Source organism: Chitinophaga sp., assembly GCF_019236475.1.
In the GTDB taxonomy this organism is placed as follows: domain Bacteria; phylum Bacteroidota; class Bacteroidia; order Chitinophagales; family Chitinophagaceae; genus Chitinophaga.
Genome location: NZ_JAFAIX010000006.1, coordinates 72,847 through 96,420, shown reverse-complemented (window position 1 = coordinate 96,420; position 23,574 = coordinate 72,847). Strand labels below are relative to the sequence as shown.

Genomic DNA, 23,574 nt, shown 5'->3' with positions numbered 1-23,574 from the left:
CCCGGTGGTTATGTAATTGTAACACTCCTCAAAATTTAGTACGGACAGATATGTATACCTGAAATACCTGTTTGAAACTGAGTTTGCTAAAGTCCGAGACTGATTCGCTTTTTTAATTGGCAGGGCGTATTTCACCAACAATATTGCCAGTAGACATATTGAGCAAGTGATTGCTAATTTTCAGAAGTCCTTCCTTAAGTGCGCCATCCTCGAACCTTGCTGCGGCCTTTTTATATTCCTGCCCGATTATAAATAAATCGTGATCATCAAAACAAGGAGGTTGTGGAGGCTGTGGTCCTTTTGGCGGCCATTCCAGATCAACCAGAGGAGGTATATGCAAGTGACAGAATGCATGGGTAAGGTGCTTTAAATAATTGCTGAGAAGTTCAGCCCTTCTTTCTGCAATCTGTTCAATCACAGCAGCAAAAGAAATAGATTCACTCGCTACAGCACGGGCAAATTTTTCTTTAAAGCTGGTCTTATCCCAATTCGGACGTGGCCATGGAAAAAAATCGTTCATATCAAGATGACGACTCGCCAAATGTTCAAGAACGCTCACTTTCCATGCTTCACGAATGATTGGGCCTATAGGCCATGGCCATGGGCCCGGATCGTCAGGATTTGGGAAATAACTACCACCAATAGTGGCCTTGGCAGAAATACCTGCCAAATGCTCAATATTAGAAAAGACGGGGTTTGACATAACATTAGAAATTTGGAGTTAATAAATAAATGGATTCACTAAAAAATTAGTCGTGCATAGAAATGCTCAGGGAAACAACTTTTATAAGATTTTTTTTACCAAAAAGATAATGGCCATCAATAGTACTGCTCCAATCAGTACCCACCACCAGGAGAATTTGCTACTTTCAGCTACCCGCACAGGGCTAGTATCTCCCATCAATACAGTGGCCGCCCAATAGTAGGGTAGTTGTCTGTCTATATCATTATTACTCAGATATTTTATTTTCGCCTGTTGTAAAGCGATATCCTTACGAATACCCTTTGCCAGCGCGGCATGTAGGCTTTCCGTCAGTTCATAAGTGGCGGTGTTGTCGATTTGCCAGAGGGCCGTAATGACGGATGGAATACCCGTGAGGGTAAATCCGCGGGCTAGACTCAACACGCCTTCCCCTTGGGCTAGTCGCCCTGAGCCTGACTCACAGGAGGATAAAATGATCAACGACGTAACCGTGTCTTCCAACAACTTAATTTCCGGCAAACGGATAGTAGCATCTGCTAAATACAATACGGGCTCTCCCTGCGCCGTTCCTGCACTTGCATGTGTATACAATTGCACCACACTACTACGCGGCAACTGTTCCAGGAAATTTTTCCTGGTGGCATTGGTGCCCAATAAAATGCGGACGCCCTGATAATCAGCCCGAATGTTATCTACCGACCTATCTGCTCCCAACAACGGCTGGACCTGCATTTCAGTCGCATAGTTCACCGGCGCTACTCCCAGAAAATCATAAGCTGCACCGTTATGTATGCGAGCACGCTTTATCAAAGAACGCGCAGAATATACATAGCTGAAAGCATATTGCTGCACCAGTAAACTATTCCGTTGCGACGTATCCGTATGCAGCGCTTCCAGTGGCAGGAAAAATTCATCCGGGGAAACAATTACGCTACCTTGCTTTAACTGTAATGGCGCCACCAACTGCTGGTACATCTTCCACGATAAGATGGTATACTGCCGATAATCCGCCGCCGTCATGGTACGCTGTGTCAATAGTTGCTGTAGAGACTTCAGTTCATCGCGATTACAGGAAAACCGATGCAACTGTTCCCGTGTAGGTGTCACCGTTAGTACATACGCATTGCTATCCGTCAGGAAATAACTCACCATCGACTCGCCCGCTTGTAGCAAGTATTTCCGGATATCTCCGGGCCTGATGCCTGTAGTATCATATTTGTAACTGAAATAACCAGGATGAGTAGCTTCCAGGTTGGAAATATATCGTTCCAGCGCACTCCTGGCATCAAAGAGCTGGTGCGCTACCTGTCGATATGCCGAACTGTCTGGAGTCATAGACTCCAACTGTTGCCGCAACGCTGTTTCGTGTATGCGTAGCTGTTGCTCTTGGTCCGCATCTGCCGAAGGCAAATATTGCTTCGCACCCAGCTCATTCAATTTATCATTCAACAATACCGCCCTGCTTTTCTCAAAGAAATGGCAAGCTGTAAACGCATCCTGCATCAGGTAACAAACTTCTATTGCCTGTGCATACATCTTGCGCGTACGATCCCGCCAGTATAATTGTGTGGATTCACCGTACTGTTTTCTTCGCATCAAGTCTACCACCTGATCCGCAGCCAGATAGGTATGCAATGCCGCCAGCAGCACATTTTTATTGTTGCTAGTTTTGTACAAATCCAACAACGACTCCCCTTTATTACTCAGCAACGTATACACGAAATAATCATTTGATACCCGATGTAATGTTTCATAGTCGGGGTTCCTAGCAAATGATGTATCTGTAAACTGCAATGGAAGCGTGTTCAGACCCGCTTGATAATTCTCTAATGCATGTTTATAATCTTTAAGGTGCCAATAGGCAGAACCGATATTGTTATACACACCTGCCAATACATAAGCATCTCCGGATTTCCGAGCAAATGCAATTCCTTCCCGATAGCAGCGCATGGCCTGTTGCGGGTTCTTCATTACTTCCGCATAACAGTTCCCTAGGTCGAGCGTATTGCGGGCACATTGATCCCATCGTTGGAGCCGACTATTTTGCAGAATGGCTGCGCGATACCATTTTATCGCTTCGGCGGTGTGTTTCTCTTTGGCCAGTACGCTGGCGTAAATCGCATAACAGGAAATACGATGTTCCATCGGCGCACTGGCAGGTAACAGCGCTACCGCCCGCCTGATAACCGTTCCGGCCGCCGTATCTTCCAAGGCCAGCATGGATTGCGCCTTTTGTGCCAGCAGTGCCACTTCAGACAGGGTATCGCCAGCGCTATGTGCCACCCTGACGCCCAGTTCCGCTACCTCTCTGGCCTGCTGATAATCCGCATTACCATATAGCGCAAACGCTTTCGTTTCGAAGGCCATCAGCGCGATGTTCGTTTTCTCTGGAAATTTGATACCCAATAGGATACAACTATCGAAGTAATGATAGGACTCCGTATACAGTTGCAATTTATTATAGAACAACCCCAGGTTGAAATAACTGTTTACCAGGAAAGATTCCTGTCGCGCCTTTGCAGTGCGGTTCACTGCGATTGCTTCTTTCGTATAGGCAATAGCGTTATCCCATGAGCGCATCAGGTGGTAGATATTTCCCATCCGATGCATCAAGCGGGCATAGATGCTATCTTTTTCATGGAAACAGGACCGTTGCACCTGTAGCAGTTTTTGCAACTGTGTCAGTTTCTCTGCGTTCGGGTTGCTGTTTTGCTCCACCGCAATGATACTATCCATCAGTGCGGATTTAGGTGGGCATTGGCCGTATGCGCAGCCAAACGCCATCAGGCAACTGAATAGTATCAGTTGCCTGCGGCAATAAAGGAAGAATACTGACAATTGTACCGAGAACATTGGTCTAATTATGCGTAATATATTTACCTCCGTTTACTTGATGATTTTGTATCAGCTTATTAAATGGCTGTATGCCGATTGTGTCCTTTAGGAAAGTAGCTTTTTTCAAAGGCCCTTTATACCATGAAACCGGGCAGACAGCGGCAATGCGTCCCGTTACAATGGCCGTAGCGTAGGAAGAACCGGAGACATATTGCGGTGTACCCAGTGTAAAAGGCACTTTGAATTTCAGGTAACCATTCTCTTCCAGGTCCGCCAGTACGCCTAGATCTACGTATTTATCAGAGAAATTCTGTGTAGGACTTACAGTAGCATCATTCACCGTAGTAGCCACAATGATATTATTATCTTTTCCACCGAAGCAAGCAGGATAGAAATGATGCAAATTTAAATTACGTAGTGCCGTACCTGTTATACCCATTTTCATCGCGCTATCATCCGGAGCAGCCATACGATTGCCTGCAGCAGTTACAAAGAGGATACCTTTATCGGCCAATACCTCTGTAATAATAGAATCGATTGGACGGTAGGGAGACACGAGGCTATATCCGCTGTAGAAGCCCCATGAAGCATTGATGATATTAGCACCTTTATCAGCCGCATAACTGATAGCGCAGAGGATATTAAACAAATCGCCTTCCGACTTGCTGTTATGCGTTTTTAAGATCATCAACTGCAAAGCGTTGGCGCTATCACGTTGGAACTCATTGATAATGAACAGGGCGATATGTGTACCGTGTCCATCGCGACTATCATCGCGGATATGGTTGTTATTATCGGCGAAATTCCAGCCGTAGATATCATCTACCAGGCAGTCATGATCATCGTCTGCGTTGTTGGCGATTTCTGCGGTGTTTTTCCAGAAGAATTGCTGATTAGCTAGTAGTAGGTCATCGATACCTGTATCCAAGATCGCCACTTTCACCGTATCGCTACCCGGTTTGGACGGAATGCGGATTACTCGTTTACGCGTCAGGCTATCATACGGGATTCTAGGATATTCTTCTGGCGGCGTACTGATAATATAGTTAGGCGTATAGTAACCAGATGCATCCTCACCTACCCCATTGGTACCGCTGCCCGTGCTGGAGCCACCTTTCACATTTTCAGAATGGACATAGGTTTCAATATTGGGAGCATTCCACAATTCAATTTGCATACCTGTACAGTTAGTACAGCGTTGGACCTTAATTTTCGTAGTATCGATACCGTAGTCGGACATATTTTTCCGGATGCGGTGCAATTCCGCCGCATTGGGCTGGTGTTTGAAATAGATGACCAGTTGATCTTTTCTATATTCCGGGGCGCGGTAAGGGCTATCTGTTTTGGGTTTGGAAACAGGGTCTCCGCCAGAGTGACAGTAGCGAAAAAATAGCATCAGCAGGATAATCAAAATGATTACCAGCAGTAACAGAAGGTTACGACGTTTCATGATTATATTTTATTTAGCCAATCAGTAGCGTATTTGTAGCCTGGCAACTGTTTATTTTTCACTTCCAACAGCAATTCTTTAGCTTGCTGTACATCCTTTGGGGTACCGCGCTTCAGCAGCGCCAAGGCTTTGTAAAACGGACCGGGGTTGGCATACAGGGGCAATGCAGTAAGCTGAGTAAACCGGTCTATAGCGAGATCGTATCGTTTCGTCACAAGATATACAATTCCGAGATATTTCAAAGCATCCGGTTTAAACTGTTCATTTCCCAGGAGTGCTTGAAAAATTTTCTCTGCGAGGGGATAATCTCCGCTGTTATAGGCGCTGATGCCCGTTTGGAGACTATCCGCTCCCGGACTCATAGTAGTACTGATTTGCAGCAGATGATCCTGGATATAACCGGATGCCAATTGCTGCGGAGAATTAGTGCGTTGGGTAAACCACCAGCCAGCGATTACCAGCAGCAATATGGCCGCCGCTGCAGCTATATAGCGGTATAGCGCGCGCATACGAGGGCGTGGAGCTGCTAAGTGCTTAAAATCCTGTTGTTTATTCGTATGGAGTTCTTCCCGAATTACACTTCTGGCATTGATATAAAAAGCTACTTCCTGGGCAAACGCCTTGTCTGTTTCGCAACGTTTTTCAAAAACGGTACGTTCTTCCGGGGCCATGGCTCCAGTGAAATAATCATCTATATAGTCCAGTATTTCACTCATAACCGATTTTAAATGATTGTATTTTTTCCTTTAATTTCTCCAAACAACGACGCCTGCTCACTTTTACCACATCGGCAGAATTGTAAGACAGCATGGCTGCTATCTCCCTATCGGCATAACCATCTTCAAAGAGCAATAGCAATTCGCGGCACTTTTCACCGAGTTCCCGCAATTTTCTTTGCAGTAAACTACGGTTACTATTGTCTATCAACTGTTGTACTACATTCCTGGCATTATCCGGCAGCATGAGTACTAGCGGGTCCAGGTCGTAGGTATGATGATGCACCTTCTCTTTAGTAGTCGTACTTTTTCGCTTTAGGTCAACACATTTATTAAAAAAAATCTGGGTAGTATATGTTTTGAGAGACGAACGTCCCTCGAACCGGCCGTTCGTAATATTATCGATGACGCTGATAATAGCATCCGAATAAGCGCTGCCACTATCCTCTCCAGACAGCAGGTACTTCCGCTCTCCTTCCCGGATAAGATATTGATATGAGGAATACAGTAGGTCTTCAAACGCACGTCTTCTGGGGCCCCCCATCTGTAAGCCTGCAAGGATTTCTTCCTCCTTGCCGTTAAATGCTGATGATGGTATCATAAGAGGTCTTAAACAAAACAACTAACGTCAACTAAATTACATAAAAAAAATTCATCCTGCATGTTTCCCTTCAGGAATTATAAGCCGACTAAGGAAGTATAGGGAAAGAATCTGCAAGAACCGAATACGGTCTGTTAACTCCAAAAGAAATGGACCGCCTCCCCGGCGGTCCATATTCATTTTTATGCGATAAGGCTATTGTTCTGTCAGCAATTGTTTGAACCAGTAGCCGGAGTCTTTGATAATGCGCTGTTGCGTCTCAAAATTGACGTATACTAGTCCAAATCGGGCACGATAACCCTCGGCCCATTCAAAGTTATCGGTGAGTGTCCAGGCGAAATATCCATCTACAGGAATGCCCTCCTGGCGGGCTTTTAATACCGCCCCAATATATTCGTTAAAATAGCTAACACGTTCAGTATCATGTACACTGCCGTCTTCATGCAATGTATCTGGGAAGGAAGCGCCTCCTTCTGTCACGATAATGCGCTTTACTTTATCATAGGCAGCAAACTGTTTCAGGATTTCGTATAGTCCGTTCCCGTTAACCTCCCAGCCTAAACCAGTTACCGGTACTTTGCGGGCATGGGGTTTTACTTCCGTCATACCTAGGATAGGCATGAAAGCATTGTATTTCACCGTCAGTGGGAAATAGTTCTGGATGCCAATAAAATCGAAGTCGAATGCCATTTTATCCCAATCCCGCCAAAGGGCATAACGCTTCCCTATTTTCTTGAGTAATGGGAAATCCTCCACCGGATAGCCCATTCCCAGGGCAGGTTCTATAAAAAGCCTGTTAAACAGGGCATCCGCGCGCCGGGCGGCTTTCAGATCATTCGGATGATCGCTATTGGGAATAATTTGCGAACAGGAATAAGTAGTACCAATGCAGGCATCCGGTTTTTCTTCCCGGATCACTCTTGCGGCGGCAGCCTGCGCCAGCACCGTATGATGTACTGCCGGCAGGAAGTACGACAGACCGAACTTTCCTGGGGCATGTACCCCTAACATATATCCCAGCGCTGTAAAGCCAAAAGGCTCATTCAGGATGATCCAATTTTGCACTTTTGCGCCGTATTCCCGTACACAGATGCGGGTAAACTCCTCAAAGTAAAAAATCACCCCCCGATGACACCAGCCCCCTTTATGCTCCAGCGCCTGGGGTAGATCCCAATGGTACAGCGTTACATAAGGTTCCAGGCCCACTTCCAGGCAGGCGTCTATCACCTTGTGATAAAAGGCGATACCAGCAGGATTGATTGCCCCCGTTCCTTTAGGCAATATGCGAGACCAAGCAATAGAAAATCTGAAAACGGAAAACCCCAGGATCTTGGCTAGCAGGATATCCTGGAGGAAACGGTTGTAGAAATCGGTCGCGATCTGCGCATGACTACGATCTTTAATTTTCCCTTTGCGGGCAGAGAAAGTATCCCAGATAGAAAGGCCCTTACCATCCTCCAGGACAGCTCCTTCAGTTTGAAAAGCGGATATAGTCACCCCCCAGAGGAAATCATCCCCGAAATCCTGGCGGGTAAAAGGTGTAGCAGATTGCTGCATATGCAAACTGGGCGTATTATTTGACACCAGTGATGACATTGAAATATGGATGCAGTTTACAACAGTTTACGTAAATTCTTAATTATAAAATTGTTAAGACGCCCACTAATCCACAAATTAGTGCGGTTGCAGAAAAAATGAGTACTTCGCGTCTCTTTATTACTATTTTTGAAGGTATTGATAAACAGTGAGCTAATTACGATGAGAGGATTTACATACGTCATAAACATCTGCCTATTTTCTGGGATGCTGGCGGCAGCCAGTTGTGGGCAGCAGCAAGCATCGAATGCTGTTACAGCACCGGTTTCCCCGGATACGCTGAACCACATGGTACTGATTCCTGCTGGCACTTTCGCCATGGGGGCAGATGATAATACCGGTAATGCGGATGAATATCCGAAACACCAGGTAAAAGTGGATAGTTTTTACCTGGATGAGCATGAAGTGACCAATGCCGAATTTGCCCTGTTTGTGGCGCAAACAGGGTATGTTACCACGGCGGAAAAGCCTATTTCCAAAGAGGAGCTGATGCGAGGCTTACCACCGGGATCTCCAGAGCCTGACAGCAATATGCTGGCAGCGGGAGCGCTGGTTTTCACACCGCCTGATCATGCCGTGCCTTTCAACGATGTATCACAATGGTGGAGCTTTGTAGCCGGCGCCAATTGGAAACACCCAGAAGGCCCAAACAGTGATATCAAAGGACGAGAAAACCATCCCGTAACGCAGATTTCCTGGGATGATGCCGCTGCCTTCGCCAAATGGGCAGGGAAAAGATTACCAACAGAGGCGGAGTGGGAATATGCCGCTAGAGGTGGTATTAAAGACCAACCTTATCCTTGGGGTACCGAGGCCCTTACTGTTGGGCAGCCTAAAGCCAATACCTGGAATGGTAATTTCCCATATAAGAATACTGCTACTGATGGCTTCATTGGTACCGCCCCTGTGAAATCGTATAAGCCTAACGGTTATGGACTATACGATATGGCAGGGAATGTATGGGAATGGTGCAATGATCTGTATAATGCCAATTATTATGGAAAAGAGGGTCAATTAGCAGTGAACCCACAAGGGCCAGCAGAAGCTTTTGATCCAGAGCAACCGGGTCAGCCGGTACACATAATCCGCGGTGGATCTTTTATGTGTAGTGATGAGTATTGCCGCGGTTATCGGGTTTCTGCCAGGATGAAAACTACTCCTGAATCTGGACTGGCGAATCTGGGCTTCAGATGCGCCCGTGGGGTGAAATAAATAATCCTTGAGAGTTAAAGACTTCTTGAGAGTTAAGTGCTTCTTGATGGCAAGATACTGCTTGATAGTTAAATGCTTTTTGAGAGTAAGATACTGCTTGATAGTTAGACGGCTCTTAATAGTTAAATACTTCCTGAGAGATAAGTGTTTCCTGATAATTAAACACTTCTTGATAGTTGGTCGCCCGGGTAATTTCGGGCGACCATTTTTTTGCTTTAGAAGAGCGGTTATTGAATATCTTTTATTGCTTTTGAGATTCTCTTTTGGTGGTGATCAGGATCACACCATTTTCGCCTTTTGTACCGTAGCGTGAAGTAGCAGAGGCATCTTTCAGGACTTGCATAGATTCAATTTCATTGGCATCGAGCGCTTTTGCCTCGTCCCAGGTAGCTTGTACGCCATTGATCATTATCAGGCATTTAGAAACATCTGTATTCGACTTAGATGGCTTGGCACTGAGGGTAAGTCTTACTGTATCTTTCGGAGATTGGGGCCCCCCCAGCGTAAGACTCTCTGATTTCATTCCAACAACTACCTTTCCTCCTTTCTCATCGTTTACTACTTTGTCCTCTGTAGTTACTTGTTTTATATTCCCATGTTCGTTTGTAAAGACAACGCTGGAAAGCTGGATAGTAGTGTCTTGAGAAGATTTTGCTGTAAAAGACTGCGTGTTGCTGTTGGCTATAAAAATCTGATTACCATTTGTATTCTTGCTGATAATCTTCACCTTGTCTGCCGATTTTATAATCAGTTTTTCCTTACCAGTATCTACGAGCGAAATTGTATCAGCCGTCAAGGTAACGGGCTCTCCGGATTTAGATACAATAATTACTTCAGCAGGATGTCCGGTGATCAGTTTTGTAGTGGTATCCTTTTTCATGAAAGGCAGTAAACCACGGGCAGAGCTGGCTGCTTTACTGTAGTTAAGGGATAAAACAATACCACCTACCATTGCACCCAGTACCAGGTAACGTACTACCTGAAAAGTTGATGATTGCCGTTTGTTCATCATCATGATTCTGTTTTTTAAATGTGAGAAATTGAAATTGTTTGCGATGGCCGTCGCATATGGGATCCCACTTATTTTTAGCAGATTGTACTGATAATTCTTTTTGTCAACGCCCTGGCGAAGCAGATAGCGGTCGGTAATAAATTCCAGGTTCTCCCGAATAGCCGATTTCATCAGCCATGCACCAGGGTTGAACCAGTAAAAAATATTATTGATCTCTCCTAACAATACATCCAGACTATGCCACTGGCGCACATGTACCTGCTCATGACGCAGGATATCCTGTAGTTCTTCCGGCTGATGCAGAGCGGGATTGATATATATGTTCTGAAAGAAGGAAAACGGATTTACGGAAGAGGACAACACTTTCACCTGTTGCCCGTCGATCTGGTCATCAACGGCCGTTTTGTGGATACGCCACATAGAAGCCAATTGTATCACCAGGCGAATAGCCATTACAGCCACACCTGCCCAGAATGCGTATACGAGCAGATTCCAGTAGTTGAATGTAGGGGCTTGGCGTAACTGCTGCCAGTCGGGCATATAGACCAGCACCTGTGTGATCTGATCATGCTTTGCCACAAAAGGATTAATATCTATCAACGGAAAAATGGCAGCTACCACAATTCCTATCAATAGGAAAATTCTGTTGAGGGTATAGAACGTCAGCCGGCGCAATCCCAGCCTGTATGCCAGAAAACATAATGTCAGCGCCACGTTTGCCTTTAACAGGTACATCAACAGTTCTGGAACCATAAAGCGAAATTTTACATTATTGGTTGTCTTTTTCTATCATCCGGATGATCTCTTTCAATTCATCAGGACTGATCTTCTTCTCTTTGGCAAAAAAGGATACCAACTCTTTATAGGAATTGGCAAAGTAATCTTTCACGAAGCTGTTCATAAACTTCTGTTTATAACTCTGCTCCTCTACTACTGGCGTATATTCATATACGTTACCCACTTTACGACTTTCAATGAACCCTTTCTTCTCCAGGTTTTTAATGGTAGATGCCAGGGTTGTATATGGCGGAACAGGGGCAGTATGTACTTCTAGGAAATCTTTTACGAATCCCTTGCCCACTTTCCAAATGGCTACCATAGCAGTTTCTTCCTGCTGACTTAGCTTTTCCATTAGGTGACTTTTTTACATCTACGAATGTTTCGTAAATCTACGAACATTTCGTAATTGAACAAATTTTTTCCGGTTTTTTTTGTGTCATAACAAAAAGAAGCTGTATCAAAAACCGGATTTGACGTCTGCGACGTCAAATCCGGTTTTTGTTTTTTCGTCGTCCCTGCCCGATGGGCAGGGATGACAGGTAGGAAAGATCGTTCCTTTGGTTAAATAAAAGAAGGCGTCTCTTGTTTTGAGACGCCTTCGAGATATTTATGAAACAAGCATTTTTTTCGGAAGATTATGGCATTAATTCCGCCAATTTCTTTTCCAGCTCCTCACCACGGAGGTTTTTAGCGACGATTTTTCCTTTAGGATCAATCAGTACGTTCTGCGGAATAGCGCGTATACCGTACATTTCAGCTACTGTATTTTTCCAGCCTTTCAGGTCAGAAACGTGTGTCCAGCCGAGTTTATCTGCAGCAATAGCAGCTTGCCATTTTTCTTTTTTATCATCCAGGGAAACGCCGAGGATTTCGAATCCTTTAGGATTGAATTTCTCGTAAGCTTTTACCACGTTTGGATTTTCTGCGCGGCAAGGTCCGCACCAGCTAGCCCAGAAGTCAACCAGTACATATTTACCACGGAAAGAAGACAGGGCAACGTTTTTACCGGTGCTATCCGCCTGCGTGAATTCAATGGCAGGGCTACCAACAGCAGTTTTGCGGGCAGCGTCCATTCTTTTCGCGAATTCTTTACCAGAAGGGCTATTCTTAGCTGTTTTATTGAGTTTTTTATACAGTGGTTCAACTGCTTTAGGATCGAGGTCATAACCTGCTACCTGGTTCAATACGAACATAGCGATAGGAGAACCTTGATTAGCGAAGTAGAATTCTTTTTCGATTTTCTTTTCTTCTGCATCGAGGGAATCAAATCTGGCTTCCAGGGCTTTGATAGCTTCTTTATCTTGTTTCTGTGCCAGTTCGCGGTATTCCGCCTGGAGGGCTTTACCCGCCTGGTTTACGCCTTCCAACTGCTTTGTCAGCTTGTTGTAGTCGTCATTTGCTTTGGAACCAGTAATGGTGGCTTTACTGATGGAATCAGTAGTAGTAACGGTGGTAGTACCTTGATCCAAGAAAATCGCCAGCATATCTTTACGCATAGACATCGATTTCCCAGCATCTTCCGGGGAGAGCATCAAGCCAGCCATTGTTGGCTCTTCAATGAGGCCGGAAATGGTGAATTTACCGTCTTTGGTAAGGGTGCTATCGATGTACGTTTCGCCACCTTTACGCATTCTTAGAAATACTTTTGCCGGGGTCTTTTGGTTTGCAACAGTTCCTTGGATGGTGAAAGGTTTTCCTGTAACAGCTTTTTTATCCTGGGCAAACAATAAGGCCGGCATCAACATGGCGGCGCTTACGATTAATCTTTTCATTGGTTTTTATTTTTACGAATAACAAATTTGCTCAAACAGGCGGTTAAAATCAACCTGAAATTGATAAACGGCTATTGCAACAGTTCTGCCAGCTTAGCCTCTAGTGCTTCTCCTCTAAGGTTGCGTGCAATGATTTTTCCACTAGGATCTACCAGGAAATTAGACGGAATGGATTGAATGCCATACTGTATGGCTACTTCATTTCCCCAGCCTTTTAAATCGGATACCTGTGTCCAGGCCAGTCCATCCTGGGTGATCGCACCCAGCCAACGGTCTTTATTTTCATCCAGGGATACGCCCAATACAGTGAAATTCTTTCCTTTATACTTATTATAAGCTTTTACTACATTCGGATTTTCCTGACGGCATGGGCCACACCAGCTCGCCCAGAAATCCACCAATACATATTTTCCTTTATACGAGGAAAGCTTTACCAGTTGGCCTTTTACATCTTCCTGCACAAAATCTTCAGCAGTTACTCCAACTGCGTTTCTATAGGCACTTTTTATATAGGCGGTAGCCATTTCTCCGTATTTGCTATTTTGCACAGACTTATCAAGTCCGGTAAAAAGCTCTTTAAAGGTATCTGGCTGCACTCTATTACGCAGTTCATTCAGCATCAGCCAAAGGCTAGCAATGCTTTTAGGGTGCGCTTTTACAAACGCTGTACCTACCTCGATTACTTCTTTACTGAAACCATCCACTTTTTTACGGAATGCTTCCTTTGCCGGTTCGTCGGTGCCATTGATGGTGCGGGCTTCATTATTGAGGGCGATTGCCTGTTTAATCAAGGGTTCAAATGCCCTTTGATACACCTGCATATCCTTGGTATTCTGCCCTGCCTTTACTTCACTAGCAATTGGAAACGTAGTTGCTGTTGTTACGAAATGTACCGGACCTTCCCCGCTAACAAACAGCATTGGATATTCCACATCCTTCAGAATGAGAGCATATATAGATGCCTGTTTGCCTGATTTTACTTTAAAACTGAACTGGTCATTTTTAATCAATAGGGAATCGTCTGGGAGATTGTCATTATCATCAAACAAATAAAGATATTTACCTGTACCACCCTTGATCACACCGGATACCACTTCCTGGGCATATACAGCGCCAGTCAGCAATACCGTACCCACTAACAACAGAAATCGTTTCATAAATTAAAATTTTTATAAATATACCTATTTATGCCTTTGCTTCAGTACCGAAATTACATCACTGAGCGTAAACCCTTTGGCCTGCAACAGAATGAGGTAGTGAAACAGCAAATCGGCTGATTCGTTCAAAAATAACTCATTGTTATCATCTTTCGCCTCGATCACTACTTCTACTGCTTCTTCCCCTACTTTCTGGGCTACTTTATTGATGCCACGAGCAAATAACTTAGCGGTATAAGAGTTCTCTGTAGGATTGTTGATACGATCTGTAATAATCCCTTCCAGTTCATATAGGAAGTCATTACTAACGTTGCTCTCTTCCCAGCAAGTATCAGCGCCAGTATGGCATACTGGGCCTATGGGATTGGCTTTTATCAACAGCGTATCCGCATCGCAATCTACTTTGATATCCTGGAGGAGGAGGAAATTGCCGCTTTCTTCTCCCTTTGTCCACAACCGTTGTTTAGAGCGACTGAAGAAGGTTACTTTTTTCTCGCTAAGCGTTTTCTCCAGGGCCTCCTGGTTCATATATCCCAGCATCAGCACTTTCTGCGTAGCTGCATCCTGTATAATAGCCGGTACTAGGCCATCTGCTGATTTCTGAAAATCTATCTGCATAAAAATTTTATTTCGTCTTGTTAAAACCTCATATTCACCCCTTTCTGATAGAGGAAATTCTTCAGTGCAGGGATTTCGATTTCCTTATAGTGGAAAATGCTGGCTGCCAAAGCCGCGTCTGCCTGGGCAGTCTCAAAAACATCTACAAAATGTTGCATCGTGCCGGCTCCACCGGAGGCGATCACTGGTACATTCAAATTTTGGGAAAGCTGTCCGGTAATATCCAGTGCAAATCCTTTTTTAGTACCATCATTGTTCATAGAAGTGAGCAATATCTCTCCAGCGCCCCGATTCACGGCTTCTTTGGCCCAATCAAACGCTTTTACGTCTGTCTTCACACGGCCTCCATTCAGGTATACATACCAGTCGTCCTCTTCAAAGCGGGTATCAATAGCCAGCACAATACACTGACTGCCGAATTCCCTGGCCAGGCTGTCTACCAGTGAAGGATTATTAAATGCAGACGTATTTACGGAGATTTTATCTGCTCCAGATTGCAGCAGTACGCTTACATCTTCCACAGAGGAGATACCGCCGCCCACTGTAAAAGGAATGTTAACATTGCGGGCAATTTCCGTTACGAGTGCCGACAATGTTTTCCGACGTTCATTGGTAGCGGTAATATCCAGGAACACTAGTTCATCGGCGCCCTGAGCGGCATACAGCGCACCCAGTTCAATTGGATCGCCGGCATCGCGGATATTCTCAAAGTTAATGCCCTTAACGGTTCTGCCGTCTTTGATATCCAGGCAAGGTATAATTCGTTTGGTGAGCATACTATTAAATTTAGAGGAATGGTTTTAATTCGGCCATAGAGATTCTACCCTCATAAATGGCCTTACCGATAATTACGCCACTACAGCCTATTTCCTGTAATGTCGCCACATCTGCGATATTGCTGACCCCTCCACTGGCTACAAAATTAATGTTCTGGAAGCGTTCCAGGATTTTTTTGTAGAGATCCAGGCTAGGACCCTGCAACAGTCCATCTTTCGCGATATCTGTACAGAAAATATTATGTACGCTATTGGCGATATGTTGTTCCAGGAAATCATAAACAGATAGTTCTGTTGTTTCCAACCAGCCACCCACCGCAATTTTTTCATCCTTCACATCTGCGCCCAGGAATATTTTTTCCGGACCATACTGTTTCACCCAACTGGTAAAGAGATCTGGCTGTTTGGCGGCCACACTACCAATAGTAGCGAGGGCTGCGCCGGATTCAAATACAATTTGTAAATCCTTATCTGTTTTGATACCTCCTCCAAAATCTGTTATCAGGGAAGTTTTGCCGGCGATGGTTTCCAATACTTTCCAGTTTACTACTGCCCCTTTTTTAGCGCCATCCAGATCCACCAGGTGTAAACGTTTCACACCAATGGCTTCAAACTCCATCGCTACTTCGAGGGGATGTTCATTGTAAACTTTCTGTTGACTGTAATCGCCTTGCGTGAGGCGCACACATTTACCGTCGATGATATCTATTGCCGGAATAATTTCGAAAGATGGCTGCATATTTTTAACTGCCAATGGAATCTGCATTTTAACAAATACGATCCCGTTTTTTGTGAAATAATCACCAACCTGGGTATATCCTAGTCGGTCGTAAAAGCTGGTGGCCGATTCCCTTGCATGACACCACAGCGTTTTCACGCCATGTTGTAGGCAGATGCCGGAGATATGCGCCAGGATGGCCTTTCCATATCCGCGTCCTTGACAAGCAGGAAGGGTAGCCAGCTTCCTGAACTGTGCTTCAGGTCCTTTTATAAACAACGAAACAACTGTTACCAGTTGTGTTCCTTCATAGACGCCAAAATGCAGCCCGTCATCATCTCCATCCACTTTCACCGCTGTGAGCGATTCGTTGGGATAGAGTACATCTCGGCGTAGCTGCAAGGTATCATCCGCACTGATGCGCTGTATGTTCATCTATTATAAATTCAAAAAATTCTCAATGATACGGGACCCTACTTCTGCCGATTTCTCTGGGTGAAACTGTACCGCGTAGAAATTATCCTTTTGCAGTGCGGAGCTATAATTGATAACGTAGTTGGTAATAGCAACCGTGTCGGCCCCTAATGCTGCATAGTAACTATGCACGAAATACATGTAACTGTTTTCAGGAACATGTTCGAAGAGCACACTGTGCAGATTAGCGATGTTATTCCATCCAATTTGCGGGATCTTCAACAGGTTATCCACCGGGGAAGTAAATTTCTTTACCTCTACATCGAAGATACCCATGCAAGGTGTATCATTTTCCTCCGAATGACGGCACAGCAACTGCATGCCAAGACAGATTCCCAACACTGGTTGTTTCAGATCTTTAATCACCTGATCCAGCTTGCGTTCTTTCAGGTAATTCATGGCAGTGCTAGCTTCTCCCACTCCTGGGAAAATTACTTTATCTGCGGAACGGATTTCTGCTTCATCATCCGTTACAATACCGTTAACGCCTATACGCTCCAGTGCAAACTGCACTGAGCGTATATTTCCGGCGTTGTATTTTACAATAACTGTTTTCATGATTGAACTGATTTCTTTTGTGCAGGCTTATCGAATACCTGCTACAAAATCTTTTACGGTAGCTTTGAGGTCAGCACTTTTCTCAATTGCCTTGATAAAGGCGGTACCAATAATTGCCCCATTGGCATGAGCGGCAGCAGCATCGAAGGTGGCTTTATCCCTGATACCAAAACCGATCATCACTGGGTTCTTTAACTGCATATTTTTTAGTCGGGCAAAATACTCCTCTTGGTTACCCATATCCTTATTTTTCCCAGTAGTAGAGCTGGAAGACACGGCATAAATGAAACCTTTGCTCAGTTCATCTATTTTACGCAGTCGCGCTTCGCTGGTTTCCGGCGTTACTAGGAAAATCAAATCCAGGTTATATTTTTCGAACAGCGGCTTGTATTCACACTCATATTCCGCCATTGGAAGATCTGGCAAAATAAGGCCATCTACGCCCGTTTCTGCGCATTTTTGCAGAAACTCCTCTACGCCGAATCGTAATACCGGATTAAGGTATCCCATTAAAATGACGGGAAGATGAATTTTTGAACGAAATCCTTCCAGTTGTTCAAATAATTTATGAAGACTCATACCATTCTTCAAGGCAAGAGTACTGCTATCCTGGATAACAGGTCCATCTGCCAGCGGATCTGAAAAGGGCATACCCAGTTCAATGATATCCACCCCATTTTCTTGGAGGGCTTCCATTATTGTAACAGTATCGTTCAGTTCAGGAAAACCAGCGGTACAATATATATTCAGGATATTTTTCTTCCCGGAAGCAAACAGTTGATCTATACGGTTCTGCATACTGTCTTACTTTTTCATGTTAGTGATATAGGTATTCAGATCTTTATCCCCACGGCCTGAAAGGCAGAGTACCACTACATCTTCTGGTTTCAGTGGTAAATCTTTCAGCTTCGCGAGTGCATGTGCGGATTCCAATGCCGGAATAATTCCTTCCAGCAAGCTCAACTCATAACCCGCCGCCAGGGCCTCGTCATCAGTGGACGACAGGAAAATACCTCTTCCAGATTCAAATAAATGTGCATGCATTGGTCCAATTCCTGGATAGTCCAGTCCTGCGGAAATACTGTGTGGCTCTACGATCTGACCATCATCCGTTTGCATCAGCAAAGTTTTGCTGGCGTGGATAATACCGATTTTTCCCAGTTGGGTAGTAGCTGCGGAAAAACCGCTATGCACTCCTTTACCACCTGCTTCTACGGCTACAATCTTCACTTCTGGCACATCTACATAGTGGAAATAAGTACCTGCGGCATTACTACCACCACCGATGCAAGCTACCAGGTAATTGGGATTTTCGTTGCCAGTATGTTCTTTCAACTGTTTCTTAATTTCTTCACTGATCACAGATTGAAAACGGGCCACCATATCTGGATATGGATGCGGACCAGCAGCGGTACCCAGGATATAATGGGTATCTACTGGGTTATTGATCCAATCACGGATGGCTTCATTGGTAGCATCTTTCAGCGTTTTACTACCACTGGTAGCAGGAACCACTGTTGCGCCCAGCATTTTCATACGGGCCACATTCGGCGCCTGACGCTCAATATCGATACTGCCCATATAGACCACACATTCCATTCCCATCAGTGCGCAGACAGTAGCCGTAGCCACACCGTGCTGGCCAGCGCCTGTTTCTGCAATGATGCGGTTTTTGCCTAGTCTTTTTGCCAGGAGAATCTGCCCGATCGTATTATTTATTTTATGGGCACCGGTATGGTTCAAGTCTTCCCTTTTCAGGTAGATCTTTGCGCCATATTTTTCAGACAGACGTTTGGCAAGATATAAGGGAGAAGGCCGTCCAACGTAGTTTTTCAAGAGGTCCTCGAATTCCTGTTGGAATGCAGGATCACTCAATACCTCCATATACTTCCGCTGCAATTCCTCTACATTCGGGTACAACATTTCGGGGATATAAGCACCACCAAACCTGCCGTAGTAACCGTTTTCATCCACATGATACTTGGATTTGCTGGTATCAATCGCAATGTCCATGTTATAAATATTTTTGTTGTTTGACGTTTAATGTTTTGTTGTTGTTTGTTGCTTCGCAAGACGGAGGTCTGTAATAAATGCAGTTACTTTTTCTGCATTCTTCACACCCGGACTGTCTTCAAATTTGCTATTGATGTCGACAGCTATCATTGCTGGCAACTGCAATGCAGCGATTTCCGCTTCCTGGCCTGGTGCAATACCACCACTCAACAGGAAAGGATGTTGATAAGGATACTGTTGCAACAGTTCCCAGTTGAAACGATCCCCTGTGCCACCATAGCCTTTTACAGAAGCAGTATCAAAGAGGAAAGCAGCGGTTACATCCAGGTAGGGAGCGATTTCTTTTTCCCAATTCACCTCAGCGCCTATACGAAAAGCTTTGATAACCGGTACTTTTGTAGCTACTGCGGCACAAAAAGCGGGTGTCTCATCACCATGCAACTGCACCAAATCCAATCCATAATCCACAATCGTGCGGATTACCTGTTCCAAGGTTGCATTGACGAATACGCCTACTTTTTTGATACCGGTAGTTTCTCTCACCGATCTGGCATCGATCCTATTGGGTGCAAAGCGTGGCGAACGCTCATAGAAAATAAAACCTGCATAGTCGGCTTTATTCTCCACCAACATTTGTAAATCGCTTAACCGGGTAATTCCGCATACTTTTATCTCCATCACTACACCGATTTATTGTTGTGCTAATTTCAGTCGCTCTAATTCCTGTACAAAGTTTTCAAATGCTCTGGCAGGATCTTCCTGGCGCATAAAGTATTCCCCGATGAGGAAGCCTTCGAATCCGGCTTGTTTCAGGGTAATGATATTTGCAGGATCATTGATACCACTTTCCGCCACCTTTACTTTATCAGCAGGGATTTTAGGCGCCAGCTCACAGGAGCGGTTGAAGTCGACCTGGAAGGTAGTCAGGTCGCGATTATTCACTCCTACGAGGTGTACATGCTCGCTTACTTTTTCCAGTTGTGATTCGCTATGTACTTCCAACAGTACTTCCAAGCCGAGATTAGCGGCAAAGGAAGAGAGGTATTTTACTTCTTCAGTAGTGAGACATTCTGCAATCAGGAGGATGACATCCGCCCCGATAGCTTTTGCTTCCAGGATCTGGTATTCATCTACGATGAAGTCTTTGCGAAGTACAGGAATCTGGTTGTAGCTACGTGCTTGCAACAGATCATCAGTAGTACCACCGAAGAATTTTTCATCTGTGAGTACGGATAACCCAGAAGCGCCATAGCGTGTATACGCTGTCGTTACCTGCTGAACAGTTACGTCGCCATTGATCAGCCCTTTGGAGGGAGAACGGCGTTTGAATTCCGCGATGATACCCGTTTTTCCCGGCTGACGCAGAAAACTGCGCAGCGACAAGGTTTCGCGGCCAAACATCGGCGCCTGTTCCAGCTCCGCAACGCTGCGTAACTGCTTACGTGCAGCCACTTCTATATGTTTATGCGCAACTATTTCTGCGAGGATATTTTTCATTACTGTAATTCGATCAGTTTTTTAAATGATTTGTAAGCATTGCCGGATTCCAGCGATTCCACTGCCGCAGCAAAGCAATCTTCATAAGTATTGTACTTACCCAGACTATATAATCCCATCGCGGCGTTGGCAAATACGACAGAGTTCTGTGCCCAGGTGCCTTCCCCTTTCAGGATTTTATTGAATATTTTCGCCGCTTCTTCAGGAGAATTACCACCGTAAATATCTTCCGGATGTACTTTACGTTTACCCAGTTGTTCCGGCGTCCAGTCTTGTTCACCAGCGTTGGTAATCACCTTCGTATCAGCCGTCAATGAAATTTCATCGTAGCCATCCAGGCTGTGAACGATGACAAATTTTTTGTCTGTCTGTTGGAAGAGGTAGTTATATACCCTTGCCATTTCCAGGCTGTATACGCCAATGAGCTGATGTTGTGCGAAAGCAGGATTTACCAATGGTCCCAACATGTTAAAGAAGGTACGGATACCCAGTTGGCGACGAATACCCGCCACATTTTTCAGTGCCGGATGGAACAGCGGTGCATGCAGAAAACAGATGCCCGCAGCTTCCAGTTCCGCTCTCAGCTTGCTGTCATCATTCTTGAATTTGTATCCTACCAACTCCATGAGATTGGAGGCACCACTAACGGAGGATACACCATAGTTACCATGTTTGGCGACTTTCGCACCTGCGCCCGCCACCAAAAAGCACGACAAGGTAGAAATATTAAATGTATTTTTTGCATCTCCTCCTGTACCTACGATGTCTAACACATCATAACCATTCAGGTCAACGGGAATGCAGAGTTCCAACAGCGCGTCGCGGAAGCCCAGGAGCTCATCGATTGTGATGCTGCGCATGAGGAAAACCGTCATGAAAGCAGCCAGCTCGCTGTCGTTGTACATACCTTTGGAAATGTTTACCAGTATGTCTTTTGCAGCTTCGCGGCTGAAAGTTTTATGTTCGAAGAGATAATTTAAAATCTTTTTCATGATACTTTAAGAATAAAACTGAAGAAATTGATAATGTTGAAAATGATGGATGGTATTACATTTCCAGCCAGTTTCTCAGTATTTGTTCGCCCATTGGAGTAAGTACGCTTTCCGGATGGAACTGTACGCCGCACACATCATAGCGTTCGTGTTGCAGTGCCATGATATAGCCTTCGTCATCTTTGGCAGTAATGATTAGTTCTTTCGGAAGTGTTTTTTCATCCACTACCCAGGAGTGATAGCGTCCTACTTCCAGTTCCTTAGGCAGCTTTTTGAATAGACGGCCTTTATCGCTGATGACTTTCACATTAGTGGCCACGCCGTGGTAAACTTCCTTCAGATTGATGAGGGAAGCGCCAAAAGCTTGTCCGATGGCCTGTTGACCGAGGCATACCCCGAATATGGATTTGGTAGCCGCATATTCTTTGATCAGGGGCAGGAGTAAGCCTGCTTCCTCCGGAATACCGGGGCCTGGAGAAAGAATAATTTTATCGTAGTCGTTCACTTTTTCCAGTGGTATTTCGTCGTTGCGCACCACTGTCACTTTACCATCGATGATTTTTTCAACGAGGTGAACGAGGTTATATGTAAAAGAGTCGTAGTTATCAAAAACCAGGATGTTCATATTAAATTTTTTGTGCCAGCAGGATGGCCTGTTTTAAAGCATTAAGTTTATTACCTACTTCTTCCAGTTCGGATGAAGCCACGGATTTGGCCACCACACCGGCGCCGGCCTGGTAGTACAGTGTATTCATCTTGCTGAGTATGGAGCGGATCATGATCGCATGATTGAAGTTGCCATTGAAGCCTACAGCACCTATACAGCCGCCGTAGAAGCCGCGAGGCGTAGGTTCCAGCCCATCAATAATTTCCATGGCCCTGTATTTAGGAGCACCGGAAAGGGTACCCGCAGGGAACGTAGAAGCCAAGAGGGAGAATGGATTGAGCTCTTTTGGCGTTTTACCAGTTACCTCACTTACGAGGTGGATCACATGAGAGTAATACTGCACTTCTTTATACTTGTCTACCGTCACATCTTTAGCATTTCTACTCAGGTCATTGCGGGCAAGATCCACCAGCATTACATGTTCTGCATTCTCTTTAGGATCCTGAAGTAGTTTATCTGCCAGTAATTTATCCTGTACATCGTCTCCGGTACGGCGGAAAGTACCTGCAATTGGGTGAATGGTAGCTTTACCATCACGGATCACTAATTGTGCTTCTGGTGAGGAGCCCATTAATTTGTAATCGCCGTAATCGAAGAAGAAGAGATAAGGTGAGGGGTTGATGGAGCGTAATGCGCGGTATACATTGAATTCATCGCCTTTGAATGGTTGCTGGAAGGCTCTGGAGAGAACTACCTGGAAAACATCGCCCCGGAAGCAGTGTTGTTTACCTTGTTCTACCATTTGCATGTATTCCGCATCTGACATGTTGGAAGTTTCTTCGCCAGTAGTAGTGAAAGGGTAACCGGGGTTGTCTTTGTGGCGGATAAGGGATTCAATCAGTTCAAATTCGCTATCAATGCCTTCTACCTGATTTTCGCACAAATAAAGTTCATCTTTAAAGTGGTTGATGGCTATTACATATTGGTAAAAACGATAGCGCATCAGTGGGATGATATTGGCGGCTTGCTTTTGCTTGTTGAATTCAATCGTTTCAAAGAACTGTACTGCGTCGAAGGTGGTGTATCCGAAGAGGCTTTGTGCCAGTGGTACAGGGTTGTTGCCGGTGAAACTGAAATTCTTTAAAAACTTGTCTATCTCCCCTGTTACTTGTTCTCTGTTTTTAAGTTCTTTCTTTTCTACCGGAAGATTGGGATACTTGAATTCAAAATTTGAGGTAGAGGTTACTTCGATTCCCGCGATGGGCTTGATACCGATGAAAGAGTAGCTATTCTCGCTGGCCCTGTAGTCGGTACTTTCCAGGAGGATGGAACCCGGGAATTTATCACGCAGTCGCAGATAGATTCCCACTGGCGTGAACACATCCGCCAGCATCTGTTTGGATCTCGATTTTACTTGAATGGTACGCATGACTGATATAATATCCTAATGAGTGAAAGTGAATTTTAAGAAATAAGGAACCGGATAA

Annotated in this window: 22 protein-coding genes; 1 reads left to right on the top strand and 21 read right to left on the bottom strand. The window is 44.9% G+C overall.

Going from position 1 to position 23,574, the window contains the following annotated elements; all coding sequences use genetic code 11:
• Positions 1–112 precede the first annotated feature (112 nt).
• The 6 genes from JO154_RS09720 to JO154_RS09695 form a co-directional block, all read right to left on the bottom strand.
• Positions 113–703, bottom strand: coding sequence for a hypothetical protein (locus JO154_RS09720; protein ID WP_291944424.1), 591 nt, complete (start codon positions 701–703; stop codon positions 113–115).
• A gap of 81 nt (positions 704–784) precedes the next feature.
• A complete protein-coding gene (locus tag JO154_RS09715; RefSeq protein ID WP_291944421.1) occupies positions 785–3,439 on the bottom strand; it encodes a CHAT domain-containing protein in 2,655 nt (884 codons plus the stop codon).
• Between the two features lie 121 nt (positions 3,440–3,560).
• Positions 3,561–4,988 carry a S8 family serine peptidase gene (locus JO154_RS09710; protein WP_291944418.1) on the bottom strand — a complete coding sequence of 476 codons (1,428 nt, stop codon included), beginning with the start codon at positions 4,986–4,988 and terminating at the stop codon, positions 3,561–3,563.
• Between the two features lie 2 nt (positions 4,989–4,990).
• Complete coding sequence (locus JO154_RS09705) at positions 4,991–5,704, bottom strand: hypothetical protein (RefSeq protein ID WP_291944414.1); 714 nt, start codon at positions 5,702–5,704, stop codon at positions 4,991–4,993.
• The gene (locus tag JO154_RS09700) at positions 5,697–6,305 is read right to left on the bottom strand and encodes a sigma-70 family RNA polymerase sigma factor (RefSeq protein WP_291944411.1); all 609 of its coding nucleotides are present in this window, start codon (positions 6,303–6,305) and stop codon (positions 5,697–5,699) included. Before JO154_RS09700 ends, JO154_RS09705 begins: the two co-directional genes overlap by 8 nt.
• A gap of 195 nt (positions 6,306–6,500) precedes the next feature.
• Complete coding sequence (locus JO154_RS09695) at positions 6,501–7,901, bottom strand: GH1 family beta-glucosidase (protein ID WP_291944408.1); 1,401 nt, start codon at positions 7,899–7,901, stop codon at positions 6,501–6,503.
• Between the two features lie 162 nt (positions 7,902–8,063).
• Here JO154_RS09695 and JO154_RS09690 point away from each other — a divergent pair, with 162 nt between their 5' ends.
• Complete coding sequence (locus JO154_RS09690; RefSeq protein ID WP_291944405.1) at positions 8,064–9,113, top strand: formylglycine-generating enzyme family protein; 1,050 nt, start codon at positions 8,064–8,066, stop codon at positions 9,111–9,113.
• A 241-nt stretch (positions 9,114–9,354) separates the two neighbouring features.
• On the opposite strand, the gene JO154_RS09685 is transcribed toward JO154_RS09690, so the two are convergent.
• The 15 genes from JO154_RS09685 to JO154_RS09615 all read right to left on the bottom strand — a co-directional run bounded on the left by JO154_RS09685 (position 9,355) and on the right by JO154_RS09615 (position 23,516).
• Positions 9,355–10,878 carry a M56 family metallopeptidase gene (locus JO154_RS09685; protein ID WP_291944402.1) on the bottom strand — a complete coding sequence of 508 codons (1,524 nt, stop codon included), beginning with the start codon at positions 10,876–10,878 and terminating at the stop codon, positions 9,355–9,357.
• Positions 10,879–10,894: 16 nt separating this feature from the next.
• A complete protein-coding gene (locus JO154_RS09680; RefSeq protein WP_291944399.1) occupies positions 10,895–11,257 on the bottom strand; it encodes a BlaI/MecI/CopY family transcriptional regulator in 363 nt (120 codons plus the stop codon).
• Positions 11,258–11,540: 283 nt separating this feature from the next.
• Positions 11,541–12,677, bottom strand: a complete 1,137-nt coding sequence (locus JO154_RS09675; protein WP_291944397.1) for a TlpA disulfide reductase family protein — start codon at positions 12,675–12,677, stop codon at positions 11,541–11,543.
• A 71-nt stretch (positions 12,678–12,748) separates the two neighbouring features.
• The gene (locus JO154_RS09670; RefSeq protein ID WP_291944394.1) at positions 12,749–13,834 is read right to left on the bottom strand and encodes a TlpA disulfide reductase family protein; all 1,086 of its coding nucleotides are present in this window, start codon (positions 13,832–13,834) and stop codon (positions 12,749–12,751) included.
• Positions 13,835–13,858: 24 nt separating this feature from the next.
• Positions 13,859–14,458, bottom strand: coding sequence for a bifunctional phosphoribosyl-AMP cyclohydrolase/phosphoribosyl-ATP diphosphatase HisIE (hisIE, locus tag JO154_RS09665; RefSeq protein ID WP_291944735.1), 600 nt, complete (start codon positions 14,456–14,458; stop codon positions 13,859–13,861).
• 14 nt (positions 14,459–14,472) lie between these two features.
• On the bottom strand, positions 14,473–15,228 hold the full coding sequence (gene hisF / locus JO154_RS09660) for an imidazole glycerol phosphate synthase subunit HisF (protein WP_291944392.1): 756 nt from the start codon (positions 15,226–15,228) through the stop codon (positions 14,473–14,475).
• Positions 15,229–15,238: 10 nt separating this feature from the next.
• Positions 15,239–16,381 (bottom strand): 1-(5-phosphoribosyl)-5-[(5-phosphoribosylamino)methylideneamino]imidazole-4-carboxamide isomerase, encoded by a 1,143-nt coding sequence (gene hisA / locus JO154_RS09655; RefSeq protein WP_291944390.1) that lies wholly within the window; start codon positions 16,379–16,381, stop codon positions 15,239–15,241.
• A 3-nt stretch (positions 16,382–16,384) separates the two neighbouring features.
• Positions 16,385–16,978: an imidazole glycerol phosphate synthase subunit HisH gene (gene hisH / locus JO154_RS09650; RefSeq protein WP_291944388.1), complete on the bottom strand. Its 594-nt coding sequence runs from the start codon at positions 16,976–16,978 to the stop codon at positions 16,385–16,387.
• 27 nt (positions 16,979–17,005) lie between these two features.
• The gene (gene trpA / locus JO154_RS09645; protein WP_291944386.1) at positions 17,006–17,776 is read right to left on the bottom strand and encodes a tryptophan synthase subunit alpha; all 771 of its coding nucleotides are present in this window, start codon (positions 17,774–17,776) and stop codon (positions 17,006–17,008) included.
• 6 nt (positions 17,777–17,782) lie between these two features.
• Positions 17,783–18,991 carry a tryptophan synthase subunit beta gene (gene trpB, locus JO154_RS09640; protein ID WP_291944384.1) on the bottom strand — a complete coding sequence of 403 codons (1,209 nt, stop codon included), beginning with the start codon at positions 18,989–18,991 and terminating at the stop codon, positions 17,783–17,785.
• A 27-nt stretch (positions 18,992–19,018) separates the two neighbouring features.
• Positions 19,019–19,669, bottom strand: a complete 651-nt coding sequence (locus tag JO154_RS09635; RefSeq protein ID WP_291944382.1) for a phosphoribosylanthranilate isomerase — start codon at positions 19,667–19,669, stop codon at positions 19,019–19,021.
• A 12-nt stretch (positions 19,670–19,681) separates the two neighbouring features.
• On the bottom strand, positions 19,682–20,488 hold the full coding sequence (trpC, locus tag JO154_RS09630; protein WP_291944380.1) for an indole-3-glycerol phosphate synthase TrpC: 807 nt from the start codon (positions 20,486–20,488) through the stop codon (positions 19,682–19,684).
• A complete protein-coding gene (gene trpD, locus JO154_RS09625; protein ID WP_291944378.1) occupies positions 20,488–21,480 on the bottom strand; it encodes an anthranilate phosphoribosyltransferase in 993 nt (330 codons plus the stop codon). Before trpD ends, trpC begins: the two co-directional genes overlap by 1 nt.
• Positions 21,481–21,535: 55 nt before the next feature.
• The gene (locus JO154_RS09620; RefSeq protein ID WP_291944376.1) at positions 21,536–22,105 is read right to left on the bottom strand and encodes an aminodeoxychorismate/anthranilate synthase component II; all 570 of its coding nucleotides are present in this window, start codon (positions 22,103–22,105) and stop codon (positions 21,536–21,538) included.
• Between the two features lies 1 nt (position 22,106).
• Positions 22,107–23,516 carry an anthranilate synthase component I family protein gene (locus JO154_RS09615; RefSeq protein ID WP_291944374.1) on the bottom strand — a complete coding sequence of 470 codons (1,410 nt, stop codon included), beginning with the start codon at positions 23,514–23,516 and terminating at the stop codon, positions 22,107–22,109.
• Between the last annotated feature and the right edge of the window lie 58 nt (positions 23,517–23,574).

Coding starts and splice junctions, on each gene's coding strand:
- JO154_RS09720 (WP_291944424.1), bottom strand. CDS start 703: ATGTCAAACCCCGTCTTTTCTAATATTGAGCATTTGGCAGGTATTTCT.
- JO154_RS09715 (WP_291944421.1), bottom strand. CDS start 3,439: ATGGATAGTATCATTGCGGTGGAGCAAAACAGCAACCCGAACGCAGAG.
- JO154_RS09710 (WP_291944418.1), bottom strand. CDS start 4,988: ATGAAACGTCGTAACCTTCTGTTACTGCTGGTAATCATTTTGATTATC.
- JO154_RS09705 (WP_291944414.1), bottom strand. CDS start 5,704: ATGAGTGAAATACTGGACTATATAGATGATTATTTCACTGGAGCCATG.
- JO154_RS09700 (WP_291944411.1), bottom strand. CDS start 6,305: ATGATACCATCATCAGCATTTAACGGCAAGGAGGAAGAAATCCTTGCA.
- JO154_RS09695 (WP_291944408.1), bottom strand. CDS start 7,901: ATGTCATCACTGGTGTCAAATAATACGCCCAGTTTGCATATGCAGCAA.
- JO154_RS09690 (WP_291944405.1), top strand. CDS start 8,064: ATGAGAGGATTTACATACGTCATAAACATCTGCCTATTTTCTGGGATG.
- JO154_RS09685 (WP_291944402.1), bottom strand. CDS start 10,878: ATGGTTCCAGAACTGTTGATGTACCTGTTAAAGGCAAACGTGGCGCTG.
- JO154_RS09680 (WP_291944399.1), bottom strand. CDS start 11,257: ATGGAAAAGCTAAGTCAGCAGGAAGAAACTGCTATGGTAGCCATTTGG.
- JO154_RS09675 (WP_291944397.1), bottom strand. CDS start 12,677: ATGAAAAGATTAATCGTAAGCGCCGCCATGTTGATGCCGGCCTTATTG.
- JO154_RS09670 (WP_291944394.1), bottom strand. CDS start 13,834: ATGAAACGATTTCTGTTGTTAGTGGGTACGGTATTGCTGACTGGCGCT.
- hisF (WP_291944392.1), bottom strand. CDS start 15,228: ATGCTCACCAAACGAATTATACCTTGCCTGGATATCAAAGACGGCAGA.
- hisA (WP_291944390.1), bottom strand. CDS start 16,381: ATGAACATACAGCGCATCAGTGCGGATGATACCTTGCAGCTACGCCGA.
- hisH (WP_291944388.1), bottom strand. CDS start 16,978: ATGAAAACAGTTATTGTAAAATACAACGCCGGAAATATACGCTCAGTG.
- trpA (WP_291944386.1), bottom strand. CDS start 17,776: ATGCAGAACCGTATAGATCAACTGTTTGCTTCCGGGAAGAAAAATATC.
- trpB (WP_291944384.1), bottom strand. CDS start 18,991: ATGGACATTGCGATTGATACCAGCAAATCCAAGTATCATGTGGATGAA.
- JO154_RS09635 (WP_291944382.1), bottom strand. CDS start 19,669: ATGGAGATAAAAGTATGCGGAATTACCCGGTTAAGCGATTTACAAATG.
- trpC (WP_291944380.1), bottom strand. CDS start 20,488: ATGAAAAATATCCTCGCAGAAATAGTTGCGCATAAACATATAGAAGTG.
- trpD (WP_291944378.1), bottom strand. CDS start 21,480: ATGAAAAAGATTTTAAATTATCTCTTCGAACATAAAACTTTCAGCCGC.
- JO154_RS09620 (WP_291944376.1), bottom strand. CDS start 22,105: ATGAACATCCTGGTTTTTGATAACTACGACTCTTTTACATATAACCTC.
- JO154_RS09615 (WP_291944374.1), bottom strand. CDS start 23,516: ATGCGTACCATTCAAGTAAAATCGAGATCCAAACAGATGCTGGCGGAT.